This is a genomic window from Sphingobacterium sp. Lzh-3 (genome assembly GCF_046764375.1).
In the GTDB taxonomy this organism is placed as follows: domain Bacteria; phylum Bacteroidota; class Bacteroidia; order Sphingobacteriales; family Sphingobacteriaceae; genus Sphingobacterium.
On sequence record NZ_CP177226.1, the window covers coordinates 5,082,038 to 5,107,593 of the forward strand.

The 25,556-nt window shown below is 36.1% G+C and carries 21 protein-coding genes and 1 other RNA gene; 8 read left to right on the forward strand and 14 right to left on the reverse strand.

The features are described from left to right. Positions 1-43: 43 nt before the first annotated feature. A complete protein-coding gene (locus ACLCDV_RS21455) occupies positions 44-586 on the reverse strand; it encodes a DUF1543 domain-containing protein (protein WP_411972199.1) in 543 nt (180 codons plus the stop codon). A gap of 156 nt (positions 587-742) precedes the next feature. Between ACLCDV_RS21455 and ACLCDV_RS21460 the strand changes: the two genes are divergently transcribed. Then, positions 743-1,612, forward strand: coding sequence for a serine hydrolase (locus ACLCDV_RS21460; protein ID WP_411972200.1), 870 nt, complete (start codon positions 743-745; stop codon positions 1,610-1,612). Between the two features lie 95 nt (positions 1,613-1,707). On the opposite strand, the gene ACLCDV_RS21465 is transcribed toward ACLCDV_RS21460, so the two are convergent. The 4 genes from ACLCDV_RS21465 to ACLCDV_RS21480 form a co-directional block, all read right to left on the reverse strand. Further along, positions 1,708-2,250, reverse strand: a complete 543-nt coding sequence (locus ACLCDV_RS21465) for a hypothetical protein (RefSeq protein WP_115046770.1) — start codon at positions 2,248-2,250, stop codon at positions 1,708-1,710. Positions 2,251-2,336: 86 nt separating this feature from the next. Beyond that, positions 2,337-3,224, reverse strand: coding sequence for a bifunctional 5,10-methylenetetrahydrofolate dehydrogenase/5,10-methenyltetrahydrofolate cyclohydrolase (locus ACLCDV_RS21470; protein WP_411972201.1), 888 nt, complete (start codon positions 3,222-3,224; stop codon positions 2,337-2,339). Positions 3,225-3,288: 64 nt separating this feature from the next. Next, complete coding sequence (lepA, locus tag ACLCDV_RS21475; RefSeq protein WP_046672392.1) at positions 3,289-5,079, reverse strand: translation elongation factor 4; 1,791 nt, start codon at positions 5,077-5,079, stop codon at positions 3,289-3,291. 144 nt (positions 5,080-5,223) lie between these two features. Continuing rightward, a complete protein-coding gene (locus ACLCDV_RS21480) occupies positions 5,224-6,213 on the reverse strand; it encodes a cation diffusion facilitator family transporter (protein ID WP_411972202.1) in 990 nt (329 codons plus the stop codon). Positions 6,214-6,480: 267 nt separating this feature from the next. Between ACLCDV_RS21480 and ACLCDV_RS21485 the strand changes: the two genes are divergently transcribed. The 4 genes from ACLCDV_RS21485 (at position 6,481) to ACLCDV_RS21500 (ending at position 11,842) form a co-directional block, all read left to right on the forward strand. Next, the gene (locus tag ACLCDV_RS21485) at positions 6,481-7,686 is read left to right on the forward strand and encodes a pyridoxal phosphate-dependent aminotransferase (RefSeq protein WP_232475608.1); all 1,206 of its coding nucleotides are present in this window, start codon (positions 6,481-6,483) and stop codon (positions 7,684-7,686) included. Between the two features lie 173 nt (positions 7,687-7,859). Further along, positions 7,860-9,890, forward strand: coding sequence for a M3 family metallopeptidase (locus ACLCDV_RS21490; protein ID WP_411972203.1), 2,031 nt, complete (start codon positions 7,860-7,862; stop codon positions 9,888-9,890). A gap of 252 nt (positions 9,891-10,142) precedes the next feature. Further along, positions 10,143-10,510: a transfer-messenger RNA gene (gene ssrA, locus ACLCDV_RS21495) on the forward strand. Positions 10,511-10,912: 402 nt separating this feature from the next. After that, positions 10,913-11,842 carry a class I SAM-dependent methyltransferase gene (locus ACLCDV_RS21500; RefSeq protein ID WP_317669678.1) on the forward strand — a complete coding sequence of 310 codons (930 nt, stop codon included), beginning with the start codon at positions 10,913-10,915 and terminating at the stop codon, positions 11,840-11,842. A gap of 240 nt (positions 11,843-12,082) precedes the next feature. On the opposite strand, the gene ACLCDV_RS21505 is transcribed toward ACLCDV_RS21500, so the two are convergent. Then, a complete protein-coding gene (locus tag ACLCDV_RS21505; RefSeq protein ID WP_411972204.1) occupies positions 12,083-12,709 on the reverse strand; it encodes a hypothetical protein in 627 nt (208 codons plus the stop codon). Between the two features lie 246 nt (positions 12,710-12,955). Further along, positions 12,956-13,120: a hypothetical protein gene (locus tag ACLCDV_RS21510; RefSeq protein ID WP_411972205.1), complete on the reverse strand. Its 165-nt coding sequence runs from the start codon at positions 13,118-13,120 to the stop codon at positions 12,956-12,958. Between the two features lie 710 nt (positions 13,121-13,830). Between ACLCDV_RS21510 and ACLCDV_RS21515 the strand changes: the two genes are divergently transcribed. The 3 genes from ACLCDV_RS21515 to ACLCDV_RS21525 are packed head-to-tail and all read left to right on the forward strand — an operon-like array spanning position 13,831 to position 17,502. Then, positions 13,831-13,983 carry a hypothetical protein gene (locus ACLCDV_RS21515; RefSeq protein ID WP_411972206.1) on the forward strand — a complete coding sequence of 51 codons (153 nt, stop codon included), beginning with the start codon at positions 13,831-13,833 and terminating at the stop codon, positions 13,981-13,983. A 28-nt stretch (positions 13,984-14,011) separates the two neighbouring features. Beyond that, the gene (locus ACLCDV_RS21520) at positions 14,012-14,389 is read left to right on the forward strand and encodes a hypothetical protein (RefSeq protein ID WP_411972207.1); all 378 of its coding nucleotides are present in this window, start codon (positions 14,012-14,014) and stop codon (positions 14,387-14,389) included. Next, positions 14,389-17,502 (forward strand): lantibiotic dehydratase, encoded by a 3,114-nt coding sequence (locus ACLCDV_RS21525; RefSeq protein ID WP_411972208.1) that lies wholly within the window; start codon positions 14,389-14,391, stop codon positions 17,500-17,502. The genes ACLCDV_RS21520 and ACLCDV_RS21525 overlap by 1 nt, the downstream gene beginning before the upstream one ends. On the opposite strand, the gene ACLCDV_RS21530 is transcribed toward ACLCDV_RS21525, so the two are convergent. The 7 genes from ACLCDV_RS21530 to ACLCDV_RS21560 form a co-directional block, all read right to left on the reverse strand. Then, positions 17,499-18,203 carry a LytR/AlgR family response regulator transcription factor gene (locus tag ACLCDV_RS21530; protein WP_411972209.1) on the reverse strand — a complete coding sequence of 235 codons (705 nt, stop codon included), beginning with the start codon at positions 18,201-18,203 and terminating at the stop codon, positions 17,499-17,501. The genes ACLCDV_RS21525 and ACLCDV_RS21530 overlap by 4 nt on opposite strands. After that, the gene (locus tag ACLCDV_RS21535) at positions 18,200-19,333 is read right to left on the reverse strand and encodes a sensor histidine kinase (protein WP_411972210.1); all 1,134 of its coding nucleotides are present in this window, start codon (positions 19,331-19,333) and stop codon (positions 18,200-18,202) included. The genes ACLCDV_RS21530 and ACLCDV_RS21535 overlap by 4 nt, the downstream gene beginning before the upstream one ends. 634 nt (positions 19,334-19,967) lie before the next feature. Then, positions 19,968-20,588 (reverse strand): hypothetical protein, encoded by a 621-nt coding sequence (locus tag ACLCDV_RS21540; RefSeq protein ID WP_411972211.1) that lies wholly within the window; start codon positions 20,586-20,588, stop codon positions 19,968-19,970. A gap of 17 nt (positions 20,589-20,605) precedes the next feature. Continuing rightward, positions 20,606-21,583, reverse strand: coding sequence for a M12 family metallopeptidase (locus ACLCDV_RS21545; protein WP_411972212.1), 978 nt, complete (start codon positions 21,581-21,583; stop codon positions 20,606-20,608). Positions 21,584-21,601: 18 nt separating this feature from the next. Beyond that, positions 21,602-21,943, reverse strand: coding sequence for a DUF4377 domain-containing protein (locus tag ACLCDV_RS21550; protein WP_411972213.1), 342 nt, complete (start codon positions 21,941-21,943; stop codon positions 21,602-21,604). Positions 21,944-22,167: 224 nt separating this feature from the next. Beyond that, a complete protein-coding gene (locus ACLCDV_RS21555) occupies positions 22,168-23,715 on the reverse strand; it encodes a S41 family peptidase (protein ID WP_411972214.1) in 1,548 nt (515 codons plus the stop codon). Positions 23,716-23,722: 7 nt separating this feature from the next. Then, positions 23,723-25,447, reverse strand: coding sequence for a thiol-activated cytolysin family protein (locus ACLCDV_RS21560; protein ID WP_411972215.1), 1,725 nt, complete (start codon positions 25,445-25,447; stop codon positions 23,723-23,725). Positions 25,448-25,556: the final 109 nt, after the last annotated feature.

The window sequence follows — 25,556 nt, forward strand, 5'->3', positions numbered from 1 at the left end:
AGAAGCCTTTTTTATGTTTAAGAAATCTAATCGCACATTCTTATTACAGCGCACTCAGTTTAAAATATCCATTCGCAATGGTATCTTCTTCTAGACCGATCTTTGGCGTAATTTGAATACTATACAGCTCTTTATCATGAGGTAATAGCAGATCTTCTATCTCATAAATATCATCAACATCCAAACCGTACTTATCATCGATATGTGCCGAACTGTGGTGCTTCCAAAAAACAGTGCGTTTTGCCTTTTCAGTCGCCTTGGCCAAACTGGATGCTACAATAAGTTCTTTGTAATGGAACTCGTCAAATTCATTCGGTTTGTAGCCACCTAAATTGACAAAAAACAACTTCAATTCTGAATCAATAGCCTGTTCATTCCCCCTTTCAGTAACCTTGATCTCATATTCCCCAATCTTATGGACAATACGGTACGCATCAATGTGAATTTTACCGTCAGCCTCGGGCCAAAAATCTTTAATGGGATCGACAATATCCTTGAGCTCATTACCAATACCAAAGAAAATGTCATGCTGTTCTGTCCGTCTATTTTTCGGTTTACAACCGATCAAAATCATAAATAATTTCATAGTCAAAAATCAGTCTTTCAATGTTCGTGCTAGAATATCCACTTTATTTTTCATCGATGTCTGTGCGTACGAATCATGGATATTTCATAACTTAAGCCCTATAAACAATAAAATTAACTATTATCCACCAAATTTAACATATTTTATATCTTCACAATGCACAAAATATTCCTATCATTTGCGTTACTATTCTTATCATTACTGTCCTTTGGTCAAAAAGCCGCTACCGATAAAAAACTCGAATCACAGATTAAACAGCTGATTCAGGGTTTTCAAGGCGATGTTGGCATTTATGTACACCATCTCAAAAAAAACAAAGAAGTCAACATCCAGGGCGACAGCATTTTCCCGACGGCAAGCATTGTCAAAATCCCCATTTTAGTCGGCATCTTTGATAAAATTGAAAAAGGTGAACTACAACTTGATCAGCAACTGCTCTACCGTGCTAGTCAACGATATGGCGGCTCAGGGCTAATGCAATTTTTTAAAGATAGTACACAAGTTGATCTGAAAACCTTGGTTGCGCTTATGCTATCTTATAGTGATAATGTAACCAGCATTTGGAATCAAAAACTTGCGGGCGGAGGTGTCGCGATCAATAAATTAATGAGCGATTTTCAACTGGCCAACACACGTGTCAACTCACAGACAGAGGGACGAAAGCCAGATTGGGAAAGATATGGCTGGGGCCAGACTACACCAAAAGAAATGGCCGACTTGGTCACACTAATCCGACAAGGCAAAGTTGTATCGCCAAAATCTTCCGATCAGATGTATCGTTTTATGGGCAACATGTTCTATGATGAAAGAGGACTATCGCAAATCCCGTCCACTGTTAAAACAGCTTCAAAAACAGGCTCTTTAGATGACGTACGCAATGAGGTCATTTTGGTCAATGCGCCGAAAGGAGATTACGTTTTCAGTATTTTCACCAAAAACAATGTAGACAAAAGCTGGGGTAAAACAAATGAAGCAGAGGTGCTTACCCGTAAGCTTTCCAAATTATTATGGGATTATTACCAATAAACCTATTTAAGTCAATATTGTAAAGATGTGATATAAAAAAGGGGGGCACTCAAAAAAGTGCTCCCCTTCCCTATCGTTCAAATGAAATACGTCAACTAATTTTTCAACGCTTCACCTACATTTTTAGCTTTCCGACTAATATCGTCACCTACTTTTTTGGAAGCATCTTTTACATCTTTAGCAGCCTCTTTGGTTCCGGTAGCAACATCATTTGCAACTTTCTTCGTACCGTCAGCGACATCTTTTGCAGCGTCTTTTGTTTTATCAACAGCTGTATTTGTCGCATCTACTGTCGCATCTTTTGCGTCTTTCAATCCCTCTTTTACATCTTCTCCAGCATTACGCAAAGCATCCTTGGTTTTTTCCCAGGCAGTGTTAGCTTCTTCAGAAGCAGCTCGAGCCTTTTCCTCGGCGGCTTTATCGCCTTTTGCGATAGCTTCATCCAAATCCTTTTTCGCCTGCTCTGCTTTCAAACGGGCATTTTCCTCCGCATTTTTTAAATCTGCGATTGCCGCATCTACATGCTCACCGACTGTTTTTGCCGAATCTGTCGCTGTAGTGTCTTTTTTCTCCGAATTGTTGCAAGAAGACATGACCAATGCTCCTGCTACGACTGCTAAAAGTGCAATTTTTTTCATTATAAATTGATTTATGAGTGTAGTTTTCAACGGCTCATCAGAGCACGTATACATCAATTTACAACTTCTATGCCAATTAGACAAAATTATTGCTTCGGATAGATTGTTCCTTTTGCAGCTTCCAGTGTATTTTTCAACAAACCGACGATCGTCATTAACCCAACTCCGCCCGGTACAGGTGTAATCCAGGATGCTTTAGGAGCAACATTTTCAAAATCGACATCACCATATAGCTTAAAACCAGATTTCGTTGCTGTAGAAGTTTCTCTATTAATACCGACATCAATTACTACTGCCCCATCTTTCACCATGTCTGCTGTAACAAAATTTTTCTTACCGATTGCCGCAACAACGATATCACCCCGCAAAACCTCTGTTTTAAGGTCCTTTGTGCGACTATGTGTTAATGTCACAGTACAATTACCTGGATTGGAATTACGAGCCAGTAAGATACTCATCGGCGATCCGACGATATTGCTTCTTCCAACCACTACGGCGTGCTTGCCTGCTGTATCGATCTTATAATAATCCAACATCAACATAATACCATATGGCGTAGCTGGAATAAAACAAGGAAGATTACGTTGCATACGTCCGAGGTTGATCGGATGGAAACCATCCACATCTTTGCGGTAATCAATTGCTTCGGTAACTTTATCCGGATCAATATGTTTTGGTAAAGGCAACTGCACAATCAAACCATCGATAGACTCATCCTGATTGATTTCTTTGATCTTAGCGATCAATTCATCCTCTGTTATGTTTTCATCATAACGAATGTTTGTTGATTCAAAGCCGACCAGTTGACAGTTGCGCATTTTGCTAGCTACATAGGTTTCGCTACCACCATCATTCCCCACAAGGATAGCAACCAGATGAGGCTTACGGCCAGTCTGTGTCGTAAATTCAGCCGCATCTAACGCAATTTGCTCTTTAATTTTTTCGGAAACTAGTTTACCATCTAAAAGATTCATGTTTAGGAGATTTTATTGTATTTAAAAGGAGCTCAAGAGCTCCTTTATTATTGTGTTATTTTGATTAATCTAATTTCAATACCGCCATAAATGCAGATTGCGGAATCTCTACGTTCCCAACCTGACGCATGCGTTTCTTACCTTTCTTTTGTTTTTCCAAAAGCTTACGCTTCCGGGAGATATCACCACCATAACATTTTGCCGTAACATCTTTACGTAAAGCTGAGATCGTCTCCCGGGCAATAATCTTTGCACCGATTGACGCCTGGATACGAATTTCAAATTGTTGACGGGGTAACAGTTCTTTTAGTTTTTCACAGATCTTTTTACCAAAATCATACGCGTTGCTCCGATGTATCAACGATGACAAGGCATCTACAGGTTCATCGTTCAATCGAATATCCAGTTTTACCAAATCTGACTTGCGATAACCAATCTGGTGGTAATCAAATGAAGCGTAACCTTTAGAGATTGTTTTCAACTTATCATAAAAGTCAAATACAATTTCTCCCATTGGCATTTCAAAAACCAATTCAACACGATCTGAAGTCAAATAATGCTGGTTCATGATCGTACCACGTTTTTGGATACAAAGTGACATAATTGGTCCAACGAAATCCGATTTCGTAATAATATTAGCTTTTATATATGGCTCTTCGATTGAATCCAATTTACTTGGATCCGGTAGATCAGAAGGATTATGTACGATCACTTCCTCTTTATCTTTGGTCATATAGGCCTTATAGGATACGTTGGGAACTGTCGTGATCACCGTCATATCAAACTCGCGCTCTAGGCGTTCTTGAATAATCTCCATGTGAAGCATACCCAAGAAACCACAACGGAAACCGAAACCCAAGGCTGCCGACGACTCTGGTTCAAACACCAAAGAAGCATCGTTTAGCTGCAAACGGTGCATCGATTCACGCAACTCCTCGTAATCCTCCGTATCTACAGGATAAATACCCGCAAAGACCATCGGTTTCACCTCTTCAAACCCTTGGATAGCCTCAGAACAAGGACGATCTTTATGCGTAATGGTATCCCCTACTTTCACCTCCCGTGCCTCCTTGATACCAGAGATAATATAACCTACATCACCGGTCTTAATGACTTCTTTAGGTACTTGATTCAACTTCAGTGTACCAATTTCATCGGCAAAATATTCTTTCCCAGTAGCGACAAATTTCACGCGGTCGCCCTTGCGGATTTCACCATTTTCAACTTTAAAGTAAGCCATGATACCACGGAATGAGTTGAAAACAGAGTCAAAAATCAAGGCTTGCAAAGGTCCATCAGGATCACCCACTGGATGTGGAATACGGTCCACAATAGCTTCCAAAATATCCGGAACACCAAGACCTGTTTTACCAGATGCAGGAATAATCGCATCGCGGTCACCACCGATCAAATCCACAATCTGATCTTTGACTTCTTCCGGCATAGCACCAGGAAGGTCCATTTTGTTGAGAATTGGGATGATTTCCAAATCATGCTCCAACGCTAGATATAAATTTGAAATCGTTTGCGCCTGAATACCTTGAGATGCATCAACGATCAATAAAGCGCCCTCGCAGGCAGCAATTGAACGCGACACCTCATAAGAAAAATCCACGTGTCCCGGGGTATCAATCAGGTTCAAGATATATTCCTGACCATCTCTTTTATAATTCATTTGGATGGCGTGACTCTTGATCGTAATACCACGTTCACGTTCCAAATCCATATTATCAAGTAATTGTGCCTGTGCCTCACGCTGACTGATGGTATTGGTATACTCTAAAAGGCGGTCTGCCAAAGTACTTTTGCCATGGTCAATATGCGCAATAATACAGAAATTACGAATGTGCTTCATATAGGATTTTTAAACTCTTTTGCTAAAAGGCAAAGATACCTTTTTTTATATATATTTATATAAACTAGCTTTTTTTTAGTTTACTATACGCGAAGACATCAGACTAGACACTATTCCTATTAAGAACGGTAGAAACTGCATCCGCTATTCAGCAATAGCATATAAAAAATGTTTCTGATTTCGTGTAACATTGTCTGTGTCCCACGAAATTCGTCCCCGAAATTGCTCCGAACGAATTGGGCAATTTTCGACCTGACAATATTGGCAGCACTGTGGAAGACAAGGATCCGCATGAACGAAAAATTCGGTCCGTACCGACATCTCCTTATTGACAATCTTATCCACTGCAGAAATTTCATCATGCACCTTGATAAGGTCAAGGTAACGGGGTAGTGTGAGATGGCAATCTACATGGAGTTCGTTCCCATAGCGCTGTACACGAAGATTATGAACATCAATCCATTCATCTTTCCGATTGCCCTCCAAGATTTCGACGACATCCTGTACGAGCGCTGTATCCGATTCATCCATCAATCCACCGATCGATTGGCGAAGTAGCTTATAACCATTGAAGAGGATAAAAAGCCCCAATACAATTGAAATGACCACATCGATCCATTGGAAACCTGTCAGTCTCATCAATAGTAAACCCAGTATCAATCCGACCGTACTATAGGCATCTACCTGCAGATGTTTTCCGTCCGCCACCAAGGTAATAGAGCCCAATGCACGTCCACGCTTCATGATATAGAATCCTACTGCAAAATTTATCACAGATGTAATACCGATCAAATAAATCCCTTGTTCAAGGTGCGTTAACGCTGCCGGAAAGAAAAGATTGTAACAAGCCTTGGCTAAGATAATGGCGCCGGCGATAAAAATAAGTCCACCTTCCAAAAACACCGAAAAGAACTCCACTTTACCATGCCCGTAGGGATGATTCTCATCCTTAGGTTGCGCCGAAAGATAAATACTATAAAATGCAAAACCCGAAGCAATCACATTAACGATACTCTCTGCCGCATCTGTAAAAATTGCACTGGAGTCCGTTAAAAAGTAGGCAAAAAACTTCACAATCATCAAACCTATTCCCGTAAAAAGCGATAGTAAAACCAATCTTCTTTGTCTTGACATGATGCTTATCTTCTATATGAAACCTTCTATGAGCTAATGATGAAATGAGGACTAGCCAGCATTTTTGTGAGCGCAAAGGTAAAGATATAACGACAAATCAGAACGATTAGTTTTGAACATCCAACATCAAGGATCAATTAAATAACTGTGCTAAATCGCTTCAACTGCCCTTTTATTAAAAAAGCCCAATAAAAGAGCTACTTTTCTTTATAAATTCTCAAAAATAAAGAAGATTATTTGCAACGTATATAATATCTTTGTCTTACCATGAGCACATCATCATACTTATCAGACAGGATAAATAATTTGTCCGAATCGGCTACACTTAAAATGACCAAGTTGGGCCGCGAATTAGCAGCGAAAGGCGTTAATGTAATTAGCCTTAGCGTAGGTGAACCTGATTTCAACACCCCTGAGCATGTAAAAGATGCAGCGAAGAAAGCCCTAGATGAAAACTGGACGCGTTACTCGCCGGTACCGGGATACCCTGAGTTGCGCCAGGCAATTGTAAACAAGTTGAAGACAGAAAACAATTTAGATTATGATATCTCTCAAATTGTTGTTTCTACAGGTGCGAAACAATCCCTGTCTAATGTAATTTTGACGTTGATCAACCCGGGTGATGAGGTAATTATCCCAACACCCTATTGGGTATCATACTCCGAAATGGTCGTTTTAGCAGAAGGAAAATCGGTATTTATCAATACAGAGATCGACAATAACTTTAAGATTACACCAGCACAATTGGAAGCGGCAATTACACCAAAAACCAAATTGTTTATGTTCTCTTCGCCAAACAACCCCACAGGAACAGTTTACAGCAAAGATGAATTGGCTGCATTAGCTGAAGTTTTCGAAAAACATCCACAGGTATTTATCCTATCCGATGAAATCTACGAACATATCAACTTTGTAGACAAACACGAATCCATCGCACAATTTGAAAGCATCAAAGATAGAGTAATTATCATCAATGGCTTTTCAAAAGCATTTGCAATGACGGGATGGCGTTTAGGTTATATCGCTGCCAACAAAACCATTGCTGCCGCGAATGATAAATTACAAGGACAGACAACCTCAGGTACATGTTCAATTTCTCAACGTGCGGGAATCGTCGCTTATGAACAAGGATTAGAATCTGTCAACAAAATGAAAGAAGCTTTCGCTCGTCGTCGCCAATTGGTATACGATCTATTGACTGAAATCCCTGGCGTAAGAACAAATCTTCCAGAGGGCGCATTCTATTTCTTCCCAGAAATCTCTTCATTCTTTGGTAAAAAAGACCAAGATGGTAATGTCATTAAAAACTCATCTGATTTGGCATTGTACTTATTGAATGTTGGTCACGTAGCTACAGTTGGTGGAGATTCATTCGGTAACGACAATTACATCCGCTTGTCTTATGCAGCCTCAGACGAAAGTTTGATCGAAGCTTTAAAAAGAATCAAAGAAGCATTAGGAAAACTGGCCTAATCTCCTATCCAAATATAAAAAAAGAGCTCCTCTGAGCTCTTTTTTTATGCAGTTCTAATTTTCCTCCTAAATTTTCGGCGCAGCCTAAACGCCTATTCGGTCAAATATCATCTCTGCCCCATAATTTAAGCAGATGTTATCGCTTGAAATAAATATTTATTACATTTACTCCTATGAGTATTTTAACAGAAAAATTTAAAACGCAGCACGACACGGCTCCGTTTTCACAGATAAAAAACGAAGATTATATTCCCGCATTTGATGAGGCTATTCAGAAGACAAAAGATGAAGTCGATGCTATCGTCAACAATCCCGAAACGGCAACTTTTGACAATACCATCGCTGCGATGTCCTACTCTGGACAGACACTAGATCGTTTGTCCAATATCTTTTTCAATCTCCATTCCGCTGAAACCAACGCTGATCTCGAAAAGATCGCACAGGATGTCGCCCCAAAACTATCTGCTTTAGGCAATGATATCACCTTAAATTTCGATCTTTTCAAAAGGGTTAAGGCTGTATACGACCAGAAGGATCAACTGACATTGACGGCAGAGCAAACCACCTTATTGGAAAAATCCTATAAGGATTTTGTACGCAACGGCGCACTTTTAAATGATGAACAGAAAGAAAAGCTCCGCGAAATAGATGCCGAGCTATCACTTTTAAAATTGAAATTCGGGGAGAATGTCCTGGCCGAAACCAATGCCTATCAGCTGTTGGTAACAGACGAAAAAGATCTTGCTGGACTTCCAGAGGGTGCTGTAGAAGCTGCCCATGCTTTGGCTAAAGCCAACGAAAAAGAAGGCTGGCTTTTTACCCTGGATTTCCCGAGCTATCTTCCTTTTGTCACTTATGCCGACAATCGGGAACTTCGCAAAGAAATTACCCTCGCCGCAGGCCGTAAAGCTTTTCAGGATAACGAGCACAACAACGTGGACAATGTCCTTAAAATTGTAAAACTGCGCTTCGAACGGGCTAACTTATTAGGCTACGCCACCCATGCAGACTTTGTCCTTGCCGAACGTATGGCGCAAAACCCAAGTAAAGTCACCGAATTCCTAAACGACCTACTTGGAAAAGCGAAACCAGCGGCAGTGAAAGAATTTGCAGAATTATCCCAATTTGCAAAAAACATGCATGGCATAGACCAATTGGAAAAATGGGATGGCGCCTATTATGCCGAAAAGCTGAAACAGGAACGCTTTAATTTGGACGATGAAAAACTCAAACCTTATTTCAAACTCGAAAATGTCTTACAAGGTGCATTTGAAGTAGCCCATCGCTTGTTTGGCATCAACTTCAAGGAAGTCGATACAATAGATACCTACCACGAAGAAGTACAAACATTTGAGGTCAGTAAAGACAACGGTGAATTAGTCGCTATCTTCTATGCCGATTTCTTCCCGCGTAAAGGAAAGAGAAATGGGGCCTGGATGACATCTTTCAAGCCACAGTACATTCAACAGGGTAAACAAGAACGTCCGCATGTCTCCATTGTTTGCAATTTTACGCGTCCTACAGCTTCAAAACCTTCGCTGTTGACCTTTCAGGAAGTGACCACATTATTTCACGAATTTGGACATGCCCTACATGGTATGTTAGCTGATAGCACTTATCCTACACTATCTGGAACCTCTGTATATTGGGATTTTGTCGAGTTACCAAGTCAGGTGATGGAAAACTGGTGCTACGAAAAAGAAGCTCTTGAGCTATTTGCCAAACACTATGAAACTGGCGAAGTGATCCCGATTGAACTTGTCGAAAAGATCCGCGAAAGCGCTTCATTTCTTGAGGGTATGGCAACAATGCGCCAATTGAGCTTTGGTCTATTGGATATGGGCTGGCATGGACAGGATCCAACCGCGATCTCGGATCTGAAAGCATTCGAAGATGAGCAGTTTGCCTCGACAAAACTCTATCCCGATGTCAAGGACAATGCCATGAGCACGGCCTTCTCCCATATTTTCAATGGCGGTTATTCTTCGGGCTATTACAGCTATAAATGGGCCGAAGTACTGGATGCCGATGCATTTGACTACTTTAAACAAAACGGTATTTTCAATAAGGAAATCGCAACCAAATTCAAGGATAATATTCTTTCAAAAGGTGGGACCGAACATCCAATGGTTCTTTACAAACGTTTCCGGGGACAAGAACCTTCGGTAGAACCTTTGTTGAAAAGGGCTGGATTGATCAAATAATTGGATTGATCAAATAAGAAAGCTGGATATAAAATCCAGCTTTTTTATTGGAAACATAAATCCATCAAGAACTTTCTGCCTATCAAAATCCCTGTAAAAGTAACAGAACACTCAGCCAGTCAAATAAGGTTCGATTCTTAAGCTATTTTATTAAAGCATCATTTGTTTCCCATTCAGAACCAAAGCATTAAACAAGAATCGCACGTATTTTGCTGATTAAGCAAAAAAATAGTACCTTTGTAAGACATAATTGGGGTTGACCGGAATTGACAGGATGGAGACGGTTATGTAAGCATGTAGTGCGTTGTTAGTAGAGCACTTTAATCTGAACTTTCAGAATTATAACTGGCGAAGAAAACTACGCCTTAGCTGCTTAAGTTAGACTTAACATAGCTATTTGTCCCGTTAGATCCTGTTCTTTGGTTTAACATTCGGGGCATCGAACAATAGAACTGGCAAGTGTGATGTTGCTAAGCACTTGTGAGAAACAGCAACTACGGCGTACGGTATAGGTAAGCGACTCACCTTCCCTCGCTCGACAATTAAAGAGAAGCTAAACATGTAGAAAGCGTATACAGTACCATGACTGGACGAGAGTTCGAATCTCTCCAGCTCCACTTTAGGAGACACTTAATAGAAAGTGTCTCCTTTTTTTATACCCATAAAAAACTGTTAACCAAACTATTAAAGCATGTTCTTTTATAGTTCGAAAATTTTAACAAAATTTTGTAATCCTTGGTTATCCATGAAGCAAAAAATGAGGTTTATAGCCACTCTCCTATCGTTTTTCCAGAGTTCGATTTCTCCTTAACGATTCGGCATCCAAGCTACATGAATTCCATTTTTAGCTAATATCGCCATAGCTTTATTAAAGCAAGTAATCATCCAGCTTTTTTATTTAATATATCCAAGTTATATACGTGTTGGTATAGGTCAAAATAGAGTTGGTCGAGAATTTTTGCTCCGTCTAAATTGTAATTGTATTTTATTCTGTTAATGTAGTTCATTAAAAAGTCTATAAAGTGAAAAATACTAGTATGAAGGTGAAATCATTTCAAGAAGACAGTTATAATAGGCATTCCAATTGGTATACAAATCTCTTTCCCGAAAAAGAACAGAAGATAGCTTTGTTAAATGGAATAAAGACATATAAAGGAACCATAAATCATTGGTTGCAGAATCAGTTTTTTGAATGTGTTAAACCCATTACAAAATATAAAAATGCTTCCTGGTTGACCGTAGGTGACGCTTACGGGCATGATGCGAACTATTTAATCGAGAATGGCGTCCAAAACGTAATTGCCTCCGATATAAGTGATGAATTTCTTGCCGTCTCTAAAGAGGTTGGCATTGTTGAGCAATACTCCGCTGAAAATGCAGAAAATCTCTCGTTCGAAAATAATAGCATAGATTATATCCTATGTAAAGAAACCTATCATCATTTTCCACGGCCTTATGCCGCTCTTTATGAAATGATCCGAGTAGCAAAAAAGGGGATTGTAATTATCGAACCGCAAGATCCGATCATGAAAATGCCTTTCTTGTTATTTATGAACAATGTTTTAGAGAAGGTAAAATATGGCTTAGTAAATAAGATATGGAAAAACCGCTTTTCTTATGAAGCAGTTGGCAACTTTGTATATAAGGTTTCTGAAAGGGAAATGGAAAAGTTTGCAGCTGGTATAAACTTACCATTGGTAGCGATCAAAAATTTCAATCCAAACTTCTGGTTTCCAGGAAGTGAAAAAATTCCAGCTGAAAAATCAGAGATGAAGTTTAGAAAAATTCTCTTCAAAAAAGGTCTTAGGGATTTTTTATCAAATTTTGGCATTGTACCAAGTCAGTCTTTAAGCATAATAATATTTAAAACCCTTCCTGTAGTCGAATTACGGGAATCTTTAAAAAAGGATGGATACAAATTAATTGAAATACCAAAGAATCCATATTTATAAAGTTAAATAACGATGGAATACTCCTCGTTATTTAACTTTCTTTAATTTCTTCCAAAAGGATTAATAGGAATCCCTATGGAAAACCCCAAGATTCCTTTATCCTTTATTGGAATGTTACTTATGTTGAATGTCAATCTTCCACTTTTACGTAAAAACGAAAATTTCAATTACCATTGGTATTTTGAATTACTACAATTTTTGGAGAATCAGGGTTTAATGGAACAGTTTGTGAGAAAACAATTATAATTTATTATAATTTGAGGTATTATAATGTTCATTAATCCAGTTTACCATTCCAATTAAGTATCCTTTCATTTTTCTTGCTGTAGAGAATTCAACGTCTAATGATTTCTTCTGCAAACTATCGGCGGAGATAAAACTTGTATTAGGAGTTCTGAAATGTTTAGCATAGTAACTGAATGTTTTTCCGATATCCTCCTTGGGAATTAGACCCTGCTCCATAAATAGACGAATTAGAAACCCAATTTGAGGGACAGGAAGATTTATTTGAGCCTTCTCATTTTCTTCCCAAAGTTTGGAATCTTCGATTTCCGACCTTCTTAATTCTTTCCGTTGTTTGATATTGTCCTTTTTCTCTCGATAAAAGATCTTTAATTGTTCCCTTATTGATTCATCATCCAATTTAAATCGCCAGCTACTCGACTTTGGAATTTCATTCAAATGGTCCTCCATAGCGATCAGTAACTCTGTCTGAAAATGTAAACTTGAGTTTTGGAGCAATAGATCACTGCAGCGTTTAGCATAGTAATTGAAAAATTCGGGTGAATTAAAATCATAGGTGATTAAAAGGTCTTCAACGCTTTCAGAAACTAAGAGTTCAATATTTAAAAGCTTACCTAATATCATATATCCGTATTTTAGTTCTCCTTTTTTAATCTCTTTTCATCTAATGATGTGTTTTTTAGTCTCGATCTTACTATCTCGACGTTATTCTTAAATATCCGCTTTCCAACAAATGAGGCATATCTCGTTAATGACAATTCACGTAATAACTTTTCATTTAGTTTTTCACAATCATCTAAAAGAGACTCTATTATTGATAATATTTGAAGATACAAATTGCGAACTTGAAGGCTCTTCTCAATTCCTATTTTAATCTTTGATATGGTGATTAAATAGGAATATGGTCAATATAAGCTGTGACATCGCAGTTTTTGCCCTTTTTGTTGTGGTTCCAATAATTTCAGTAAAACTTGAAAGAAAATAGATCATCTTCGTTTTAAGCAATTCCAAAAATTCAGTTTGAATGACTATCATATTTTTATGATCAGAATATTCTAGAGGACAAAACACTTCTTCAATTTTAAATAACCATTCACTTGTGGACTAATCGGAATATATAATTTCTTTAGCAAATTGCATAGGTTTAGAATTTGTTAGTCTGATATAACTGAGTATTCGATTTAAGATTAACCTTCCAAATTTTAATGGGTTAACGCTTTTATGGAGGTTTCCAATAATAAAATTAAGATTTGCCACTATTGAAGGCTGATCTCATTAAAACAAACGTTAATACATAGCTTGCCTCTAGGTCTATAAATACAGAAATATGTCAACTTCATATCTAGAAATCAACATATTTTACCCCTATTAAACCCACCCCTTTTAATTAGTGCCATACCATTTCAAAAAATCCATCTTTTCGGTTTTTACAATCCATAGGAAGATGGATGTAAGGTTTTATTTTAATAGAATAATTAGATCATATTCTATAGCCGATTATTATAGCACTTAATGTTCAACCCACCAATTATTCTCGTCCAACTCAGCTTCCACCCATCCCAAATAGCCAAATAACTCGACAAACAAAAAAAATATAAAAAACACGCTTACAAGCATATAAAACAAATAAATAGGGCAAAAATGATAGTTCATATTGGTCAAATTCGAGTTTGTCGAGAATATTTTTCAAAAGGAAAAAGTAAAGCGAGTTTAGGTGAAAATATTATTAAACAAAACACAAAAAAATGGAAAAATTAAGCCCAAAAGAAATAGAGCAATTACTAATAATTGACAAAGAAATAATTGGAAGTGCAGATTATTTTCAATCGGCAAATAAAGGATTGGATTCAGATGATGGTTTACCAACGGTAACAGTATTTACAACCATGTTCTTGTAATTTAAGTTAGTGCTAATAGAGTTTAAAGATGGAGAATTGTCTAACATGCATCCTTATAGAAGATGAAGCGTTGGGTATCGAAATGATGGAAGATTATATTAGTCGTAGAGATGATCTTACATTAATGGGAACTGCAATACAATTATCAGAAATAGAATGTCTTTTAGAGTCCTCTTCTCCATCTATCATTTTCCTAGATCTAATAATCCCACATGGAGATCAAAATGATTTTAATTTCTCAAAATTCCCTAAGAGTTCTTCCTTTATTGTTATCTCTGCAATACCAATCAGCCATTTCAAAGGAGAACTTCCCCCAGGTAAAATATATGAACTTTTGAAACCTATATCCTTCAAAAATTTCACTATGTGTGTTGACAAGGTTGTGCAAAAAATAAAATCCAGTTAATGTTCAAAGAAGTCAAACCAGCCGACTTTTTCATTGTCCGAAATCCAAGGTTTTCAAATGTTACATGGGATTTAATCAACAATTGTCATACAGCTGAATCATTTTGGCAGTTTGCAACTGAATTGCTCGCAGATCCACAGGTATTTGATGCAATTACAATTGCAAGTTATGATCTTGCAAATCAGTTAAATGATTTGTTAAATGAGCCATTTGGCGATAAAACAAGAAAACTTCTTCCGGCTCTTTACAAATATATTAGTAGAATGGCTAATAGGCCCACTCCATTCGGCAAATTCTCTTCGATTTCAATCGGAGAGATTTCTAATAATCAGACGGATCTTATTTTAGGTGATAATTTTGTATCTAAATATCGTTTAGATTTGGTTACTCAGGTAAAAATAAACCAAGAGCTTCTAGAAAATTTAGAGATACTAGAAAATATTAAATTTTATCCGAACACCACAATAATAAATAATGGTGATTCATTCACATACATAGAAAATATTTATGGCCAAGTCAATACAAATTACAATTGGTCGAAGATCAATTCTAATTCTTTGATTAAATTCATTCTACTATATGCTGAAAATGGCAAAAATTTTAAAGATATTTTAGCGTATTTGCTTGAAATGGGAATATCAGAAGAGAAGTGCCGCAAATTTATTTGTGAATTGATAAATTCAAAAATACTAATTTCAGAAACGCATCCAATCACAACCAAAGACGATGATTATTTACTGAATCAGGCAGTTAAACTTTCCAAAAATTCAGAATTAGAATATAAACTTATAGAGATCAGTAATAAATTGAAAATGGTCAACGAGGAATCAACTTGTCCCTACGATGATTTCAACAGCAATATTTTTATTGAAGCGCTATATGATAATTCTAAGAATATATTCCAAGTAGATACCACAAGAACCTTAGAAAAGCAGATTCTGAATAAAAAAGATATAGATCTTTTAACTAAAGAAATATTTGAATTAAGAGCATTAAATAGGGCACAGATACCGAAGGATCTTAAAGATTTTTGTAAGAAGTTCGCTTCAAGATATGGGGATCAAGAAATACCATTATTGGAAGCACTTGATCCCGAAAATGGAATTGGGTATGGAATAACAACAAAATTTATTTCCAATGATTATCCCCTATTATTGGATCTGGGAAATTATGAAGGTAAAGAAACCGCTCCACGTAGTAAAACTTTCCAAGAAGATTTGATTGATAAATATCTAATTGACAATATATCAGAACAAAAGGTCATTGAACTAAAAAATGAAGACATAAGTATAAATAGCTTAAAAGTCAAATTTGAAGAGACTATTCCATTAGGATTTTATGTGTTTGGAAATCTCCTAAAAACTAAAGAAACAGATTCTGGGAAACAAAGCCTTAGGTTTCATCTTACTACATGCGGAGGAGTATCGGCCCTACCCCTTTTAACCAGGTTTTCATATTTAAATAATGAATTAAAATCCAAACTTGAGGAACTGGCTATTGCTGAACAAAACAATGCAAATGGTGCTATACTAGCAGAAATAATATTTTCGCCAAATTGCAAGTCTGGAAATATACTAAGGCGACCTAGTCTATTTAGTTATGAAATCCCAATTATCGGCCAATCTTCTAAAGATAATGAGCATACTATTTTACTAAGCGATCTTGTCGTAAAAGTACATAGAAATACTGTCTTTCTTAGGTTAAAAAGACTTAACAAAAGAGTGTTACCAAGACTTAGTAGTGCCCATAATTTTCATTATGGAATGTCAGTTTATAGATTTCTATGCGATCTACAATTGCAGGACAATCCAATAAATATATCTTGGGATTGGGGAGAGTCAATCAAGAAACCATTTCTGCCAAGGGTTGTCTACAAGCATCTCGTATTATCCAGAGCCCAATGGAACATAAGTTCAAGCATATTCAGAAATCATACTTTCAAAAATAATGATGAGAAAATACATTTTCTTTTATCAAAATTTCAACTTCCTAGGAAAGTAATATTGATTCAAGGCGATAATGAAATGTACTTGGATCTTCATCATGAACTCAGTAAAGATATCCTCCTAAAAGAATTAAATAAAAAAGATATTAAACTATCTGAAGATCTATATGACAACTTTGATAGTGTCTTCATTAATAAAAATGGTGAAAAGGTAAATAATGAAGTTTTAATCCCTTTTTTAGGGAGGCCTAAAATATATTCAAAAGAACTATCATATAATTCTAATGAAGATGTTATTAGATCTTTTACTCCAGGGAGCGAGTGGCTTTATTTAAAAGTTTATTGCGGAGAAAAGCCGGGCGATAGTATTTTAAGAAATCAAATAAATAAGCTAATAACAAGCCTGAAATCCAGTGATCTTATCGAAAAATGGTTTTTTATAAGATTTTATGATCCCGATCCCCATTTACGAATAAGATTAAAACTTAAAGGTAATTTAAACACGTCGTTTTATCTTGTAACCAGATTTATCCAGGATATTTTTACCCCGTTAATAGACCACAGAATAGTAACTCGGATAATTTTCGATACTTACGAAAGGGAACTTGAACGATATGGCCCCCATAATATGGAGATTTGTGAATCAATTTTCTGTTTAGAAAGTGATGTCATCCTTGAATTACTTGTATTAATAAAACAAGAAGGCGAAGCACTGCGCTGGAAGTTCGCTTTACTTATTATAAGTATCTTCTTAAAAACTTTTGGCTTTGAAAATGAACAAAAAATCAATCTACTTGAACAACTTCGCAACGATTTTCTTCAAGAATTCAAACATCATCCTAATGCAAAATACATTATGGATCAGAAATTCAGATCTGAAATTAAAGAAATAAATCATTTCATGGAAAATATGGATTCTATTAATCCTAGAGCTCAAATACTATTAAGAAAATATGAGGTTGAAATGTACTTTTTTGCAAAACTCTGCCAAAATAACATCGACTTCCAAATAAAACCAAATGCGATTATTTCTTCTTTAATTCATATGCTTTTAAACCGGATATTTTACACACATCAAAGAGAGCAGGAAATGGTAATATACCATTTCTTAACAAAGTACCTTTATAGCCAGCAAAAGAAAAATACTTTCTTTAATTCATCTGATTAAACATTAGACAGTCCTAATCTTTTGTAAAGTTCAGCTCGATACTGTCCTCCTATAGGAATGTCTTCTAGATCTCCTTTCATTTTTATTATATTTCCTTGCACTTTTTTTGCAAAATCCAAGTTAACTATATAGGATTTGTGTACACGGATAAACTGTTTCGCATTCGACAAAGCTTCTTCCATATCACTAAGCTTCTTCCAAAGACTATATTTTTTTTCAAAAGTTTCTATATGGACATAATCTTTATCGCTTTTGATAAAAAAGACTTCATTATAAGGTGTGATAATAATGCTGGATCTATCCTTAATTATCAGAAAATTCAATCCCGGTTGATTACTTTTTTCAGATTCTAGAAATGCTCCAGCCTTCTCAATAGTTTGAATGAGCCTTTCAACACCGAATGGTTTCAAGACATAATCCAATACATTTAATTGATACCCTTCTATGGCATAATTCGGGTCCCCGGTTACAAATACAAATAACGGAGGATTCTTTAGGCTCTTAAGAAATGTTACTCCATCTAAATCTGGCATCTGGATATCGCAAAAAACAAGATCGACTGCTGTCGATTTTATAGTTGCCATTGCGTCCATTGCATTGTCAAAAACTCCTATTATATCGACTCGAGGTATCTTCCTCAAATGTGACACAAGTAGCTCTTGCGCCAATACTTCATCATCAATTACAATACATTTAATCATCTCTCTAAATTATTCATATCAATTTCTAAAATTATAGCGTAACTAGCAGATTCATCCTTTATATCCAAGACATAACTATTGCTATATTTCAATTCTAATCTTCTCTTCACGTTTTGTAAACCTATTCCTCCCTTTATTGGTTCTTTACTATCTCTATTCACTCCATTGGCCACTACAAATTTTAATATGCCATCATTTAGACTTAATGATACATGAATCCAAGCGTCTTTCCTGCTTCTTTCAGGACCATGTTTAATAGCATTTTCAATAAAAGGTAAAAGCATTAGTGGGGCTATTCTGTAGGGCTCTTTGATTTCATCAATTAAAACTTCTAGTTTTACCCCCTGTCCAAATCTAATTTGAATGAGATTGAGGTAATCTCGGAGGAATTGGATCTCTTTCTTTAAAATTATCTTGTCATCACCTGTTTGATAGAGCATATATCGAAGCATACTTGAAAGCTGCTCTATTGTTTCAGCAGTATTAGGATCACCCTTTTCAGCCAGCCTATAAATACTATTCAACGTATTAAAGAGAAAATGCGGTGAAATTTGCGATTTTAATATTTCCAGTTCCATTTTCAAATTGTCTCGTTCCAAATTTGCTTTAGCAAGCTCTAATTCGGCCTTATTTCTTTCCATTACCAGCATGATGTTCGCATCTTCAACAAGTAATTTAGCAAGCTTGGGAGCCAAAGGCAGAGAAATTAAAAATAGAAAGTCAAGAATTAACGTAGGAACTTTCTTTATGCTATATATTCCTAAAAAACCATCTTCAAGGAAGTAATGGACATACTTATAAATTCGTTTATCTTCAACAGGGACAATTTCTTCTAATAGCTCACATGTAATATATGTAAGTGCCAGCCACCAAAAATATGCGAAAATAAAAAAAAGTAAAATTGGAATCGCTCGTCCCTTGGACACCCATTTGGAAATTAACCAACTTGCCGAATAAAAAAGACTGGTAGTAACAATAAGCTCTTTGATTACAAACGCCCAAACATAGTTTCCACCATATCTTCGGAAAGTATAATAGTAAAGACAGGATACTAATCCCCAAAACACGATGTGACAAATAACCCTTATAGGATGTGTATACCATTTCCCCCAAATATTCTCACTCCTCATTTACAAAAGGTTTATACTTTTCAACAATTAGCAACAAAATTACAGTTAAGTTATAAAAATTATTACAAACTTTCTTGTAATAAAAACGTTCAAGCAATACTTTATGCTACGTCATATCACCCCAAAATATTGCAATACCCTCTACCTAAACTAATTAAAAATACATAACGGTAAATAATCTTTTATCCTTGATTTAATTCCATTTAAACCATCAATGTACAAAGGGTTTATTAAAAAGAAAGATTCACTATTCTTAAAAATACCAGATGATAATGGACAGGAAAACTCTTATGTTTCCTTGAATTGTGAAATTCTAAATAACACCGAAATGATTATTCGGAATGAAAAGAGTGATCCTGTGGTATATGTCAAATACAAAAGATAAAAAGAAACCCGTATTTTCTATAAGGGTTTCTTTTTTTATAAATGATGGAGTTGTTCAAATTTAATTGAAAAATATAGGAAGAATAATTCCGAGTCTCAAACCATGAATACTTAGATGGGTTTGGTTCAATCTGATTGTCGGGCGGCTTCCATTTTTAAGAAATAAGGTATCGACACCATTCGACGTTTGTTCTGTTAGATAATTATAAATGAGGAAAATGCTTAACTGGTTTTTGATTTTCGTGGAAATTCATAACGAGTAACCAATATTAAAGCCATTTGATAAATGGGTAAAACTTTTGGGATGTTCAAAATTATTGATGAGGTTCCAGTTCCCATAAGAATTGTAATAAACCCTGTTCAATATAAAATCACCTTGCAAAGAAAAGATAGGTGAAATCTTGTAATCCTTTTTAATCTTTAGACCAAAACCATCCGCCCGATATTTGTAATAAGATGTTAAATCACTATCTTCCGTTGAATGCATATCAAACTTTCTACGGTATGCAAATACATTTATGCCGGCTCCGAGATTGAATTTCGTGCCTTTAAAAGGTAGATATAGAACACTTAAATTCATTTGACTGTGTCTACCATTTTCACTACCAAAGTATAATGAACTAGTCTGTCCTGCTCGGTTATCCTCTTGATAATCAACATCTGTTCCTCTGCCAGATAAGGTCCTTAAAAATGTATAAGAAGCTGACAATTCAAAGAATTTGTATGGTTTATAAGAAAGCTCAATTCCTGTTCCTGTGCTTAATAGGTTCTTAAAATCCAATTCTGAGAGAATATTTGGATTTTCACCAAACATATTTCCAGCGATATTCCAATTAAAATTACTTGTCTCTATTTCTTGATAAATTCGCATACGCAAACTACCCTGTGCTAATTATTTAGCCAAATTCTATCAAGACTACTTAATAAGGTGCCTGATACAATTGGATCACCGTTTAATTTAGTATACATTGGTAATGATGTATTGTTAACATGATCCGTTGAGGAAGTATAAGAATCATATCCCATAATTGAACTGAAATCGTATGCCCCGAAATAAGAATAATTGGTTGTCACCTTTGTGAACTGGGCAAGGCCTTTAGTTGTTAGATTATTTGTCTTAATAGAAACATATTGATCTCGATCTGGACGATTTTGTTCATGCATCATACCAATCGCATGGCAAAGCTCATGTACAATTGTAGAATAGTCATTATCAAAGGGTGGATTTGGAAATGCAAAATCTGATAATTTTAATTCTTGTTTTCCTCCTTCTAGGCGTCGTCCAATATGGGACGAAGAACTAGCAGATAGATTGCCAACATAATTAATTTCTATATAGGGATATGCGAATCCCCCAGTTGGATCAACTGTTGGTTGTCCTGTTGCATTATAAAATCTTACATTCGTATTGTCTTGAATATGATTGAGTGCTAATTTTATTCTATTTATAAAATAATCTTTATTTGGGTGATTTAAGATACTTGGCCCATAAGTAAATCTTACCATAGCCCAAAGTCTATATGGGTCTGCATTCATTCCTAAATTTCTCGATAACGTTCCTTCTTTTTTTTCGACGACAGCTACCGGAATATTAAATACAGGATGAATGGTGGTATCGGGACTATCTTTGGTTTTACCATCTTCTCCACTTAAATTACCCTTTTCATCCAAGGCTTTTAGTTGCATTGGAGATAGAATCATATCTCCTCCAAAAATATATTCATCTCCTATTTTCTCGACGATTATTCCTGATTTTAGGGTTACAAATTCTGAATTTTCACTTTTGATTTTAGAGTCAATTTCAGGATGTTTACTACAAGAAAAGACTAGTAAACTCGCTAGTAACAAAATACTTGTTCTTTTCATAATGTTATTTGTTTATAGTTACCTGTTCTTTAGAAATAACTTCAATAATTTGTAGGTTTTGGGATTTCCATCTATTGGCGGAGATGCCAAAATAATTATCTGAACTTTTAAGTTGTAACGGTTTCCTTCCTCGAAAATAAAACCACTAATCTCGTCTAAACCTAAATGATACTCTTCATTATTACTCTCCCTCACCTTTAGCGCTGGTATATCCTTAGGTTGGTCTGGTTTCGCTGGAGGATGAGCTGCGACGTACTCAATATCAGGTTGGATCTCCAACTGAGTGATATAGGTTTGATCAAAATTTTCTTTGCTGCACGAAAACAGGAAAATTAACAAAAGGAAAATGCTATTTCTCATGGATCTACTTTTAAATCTAAAATACAATTGGCCTTCAATACTTTCTGGTACTAATATTATTGAAATATTTTAACTCTAAAAAGTTATCTCGACCAACTCTATTTCGACCCATACAAACAATGTAATTTCCTCAATGAAAAAAGACTGAACTCAATTTCTATTACTTTTAGAATAAAAAACAGGTAAGGCTACCATTAATCTTTTGGGATGAAAATATGCAGGCTCTATTTCAACTTAATTTTTAACTCACTTTTATTTTTAATATTTCCAATTAACCGATCAGTATTAAAATAAAATGAATATTTATCCTGCCTTATTTTATTACCAGCCTTTAGCTCCATTCTTTTATTTTCCATTCCTAGTATCCAAGCAATAGCTGGGTCATCTTGTACTCCAAAGTCAGTATCTGTATCGTCATTTAAGGCAACATCAGCTTTGATACCTTTGAAATAGTTGCTTTCCCTATTGGCATTTTTGAGTTCATACATCCCTAAATACAGGTCAAATTGACCCACTGGAATTCCAAATGATCCAACTGGCTTACCATAAGTATATACAGCAGAAAGGTTATTCTCTGACACACCTATAACCTGAACATCCATATACGGTTTTAGAATATTGATCAGAAGCTCACTGGCAGATGCAGTTCTGTTGCTCACTATAAAGTAAACTTTTTTTAAATCCGTCAACCCTTCATCTTTATGAAAATACGTTGTATTGGCTTCCACACTATAATCAATATCATAAAGACTTATCTCTTTGCCATTAATGATAACAGGCCGATTATATTCGTCATACAATTTGTAATTTTCTAATATTTTTGAAGTCCCATCCTGCATTTGCCTGTTATAATGTTCAGTATACATAATCTTTGCGTCTGTATTATCTGGTGCAACCAGATTCGCAATAAAATCAGCTGTAACCTGATATCCCCCTTGGTTGTACCGAAGATCAATGATGAGTTCATTAATTTTTTCCTGTGTAAAAGAAAGAAAAATTGGAGTAAGATATTTCTGCGCATTTTGAATTGGGGTGAAACTATTTAAAGCAAAATAACCGATTTTCCTTTCTCCATTTCTCAATATATTTCGCTTTACCACTGGATTTATCTCATACGAAGCTGCATTTAAACGTACTTCCCGCTTTTTAACACCATCCTCTGTCACTTCAAGCTTAATGAACGACATGGAAAGTGACTTTTTCCATTGCTCTAGAAACGAATTTTCTGTTAGTACATTTTCCCCATTTATGGATAAAATTTGTGCCCCACGCTTGAGACCTGCTTTACCCGCAGGTGAATTTGGATCAACATACAATAAACGGAGGATATTATTTTTAACCACCACGGACAGGCCAAACGTATTACTTATATCATAAGCATACTGAGGTTCTTTATTTTGGAATTCCCTAAATACAATACTGGAATATTTAGGTCTATTCAAATCTAATGGATTCTGTTCAAAGAGGTTGCCTGTCCCACCATCTTTCGCAAATTGTGTAATTTCAAATATTTCATTCTCATAACACCGAAACTCACTCAACCCCTCATTATAAAACCGCGAAGGGTTGAAACGATCAACCGATGGAAGATGATCGTTCCATAAATATACTCCCTGCGCAAGAAGAAAAATAGAGTCTAGATTTTCACTTATCCTATTTTTCTCTTTAGATATTTGAGGAATGTCATCATTCTTTTTAGTACAAGATTGCAATAGAAAGAAGACCGACAAAATGAAAATTCCAAGATTCGTTTGCTTCATTTTGATTTCCAAGTTTTAATTAGGGATACATTTCACCGGACCGCTGTGCCTTGTAATGGTCAACAACTTTAGGAAGAACACGATAATTCTCACTTGGAACCATATCAAAATGGCAATAGTCCCTCGATATTGTCGCATCTGATCCATATTGTACATAATAAAATACCCTCTTATTCTCAATCAGTTGTTTTGCTGTTGGATACCTTAAAACCAAGTTATCCGTCTGCTTTCCCGTGCTCCAAGCCCCAACCCAATTATAAGTGCTTTTAGATCCATAATCCCTCTCATAATTGTAGGTCACAAAAATTGGGACATCATCATATTTGTCTATTGCCGCCGCATTTTTATAAAAACACATATAAATATCAGAATTAGTATACTTTGGATTTGAAGATGAATTCGCCTCCCACTGGCTGTTCTTGTACTCAATACGGACATAAGGTTTGTCAAAAGGGCCATAGTTAATCTGGAAAGGTGCTTCTACCAGACCGTTCCCACTGTTCAGGTAGGCTAGTTGAAAGGCAATAGGAACTCCCGGACTTGCCTTGGAATACGTAGTATTAGCGCTCAATACTTGAATAAAACCATTCAGGCCAGCAACTGCAACTGCAGGTGAAGTATCTGTGCCAATCCCTGTATATTTAACTTTTATCGTTGCGGAATTTATAATATCTTTCTCTTCATTAGTTAATGCGGTACCGATACCAATCAGATTTTTCAATATTCCGAGTTGCTTATAAACAGCATTATACAATTTAGTCGAACTATAGTTAGATTCTATTACCATAATACCCATGCGACCGTAGGTCACGCTTTTTACATAGACAGGAGTTACCCCACCAGTTATAGCCTGCATATCCAGACCTGTAGGATCAAATAATTGCGTAGTATTTTGAGGAACGTCCATATCAATTGTAAAATTGTGCTGGAAAAATTTAATCTTAATCGCCGATGTGGAAGCGATCAAGTGATTCTCTCCCTGCTGAGTGGTATTGGTGTTAATCAAAAATGCATCTAACCCTTTATTGAATCCATAAATCGTTTTCAATTCCTCATATACACGAAAAGTATCCATCTCCACTATCAAAGAAGCAGCGCCTACTTCACCAGGATTTGTATTTTCCAAATCCGTCAGAGCGGCATTGTATAATGCAGCTTGAGAAGTCGGACGGGGAAGACTGGTTCGAGCAACCGCTGATCCAGAGACCGGCATGGAAGTAGATATGGTAATCGGTCGGATATTATTGGAAATACCTGTCAACATTTGAGGCGAAAAAACACCTTCTATGCTCTGGCCCTTTAATATTGCGCCGGGATAAATATTGAGTCCCATTGATTGATCTGTAATAGTGAACATCTGGGATTTATATTTCTGATAGAAATATAGTTTATTTGGATCAGACGTTGGAGCATTACTGCCATTAACAATGATCCCGGGACCATCTTTATAACCACCTGAACCTGCTTTTGGCTTAAAGGGATTATCTTCATCAGGAGGAGTAGTCAAGTCTGCTCTTTTCCCTCCTGCTGATCTTTTGCCAGACACATTATTTTCCGGATTAGATTTTGAACTGACCGTAAAATCTTGGATCTTCGGTAATCTTAAATGATCCAAAGCTTGTCTACCGTTTCCACTGTCAAAGTCGGATTCCAGTTTCGAACAACTAGCCCCTAAGAATAGCATCAATAACAAAGGGACACCCTTAATGATCCTTTGCAAAAAATAATTTGTTCTACTTTTCATATTTTTAAGATTTTATAGGCATAGGTCTCCCTGGCATCCAGGAAACATGATGCTTATTGGTTTAAAAAAGTGTTATTGATTAATTTAGATCTTTATTACCAACCTAGAA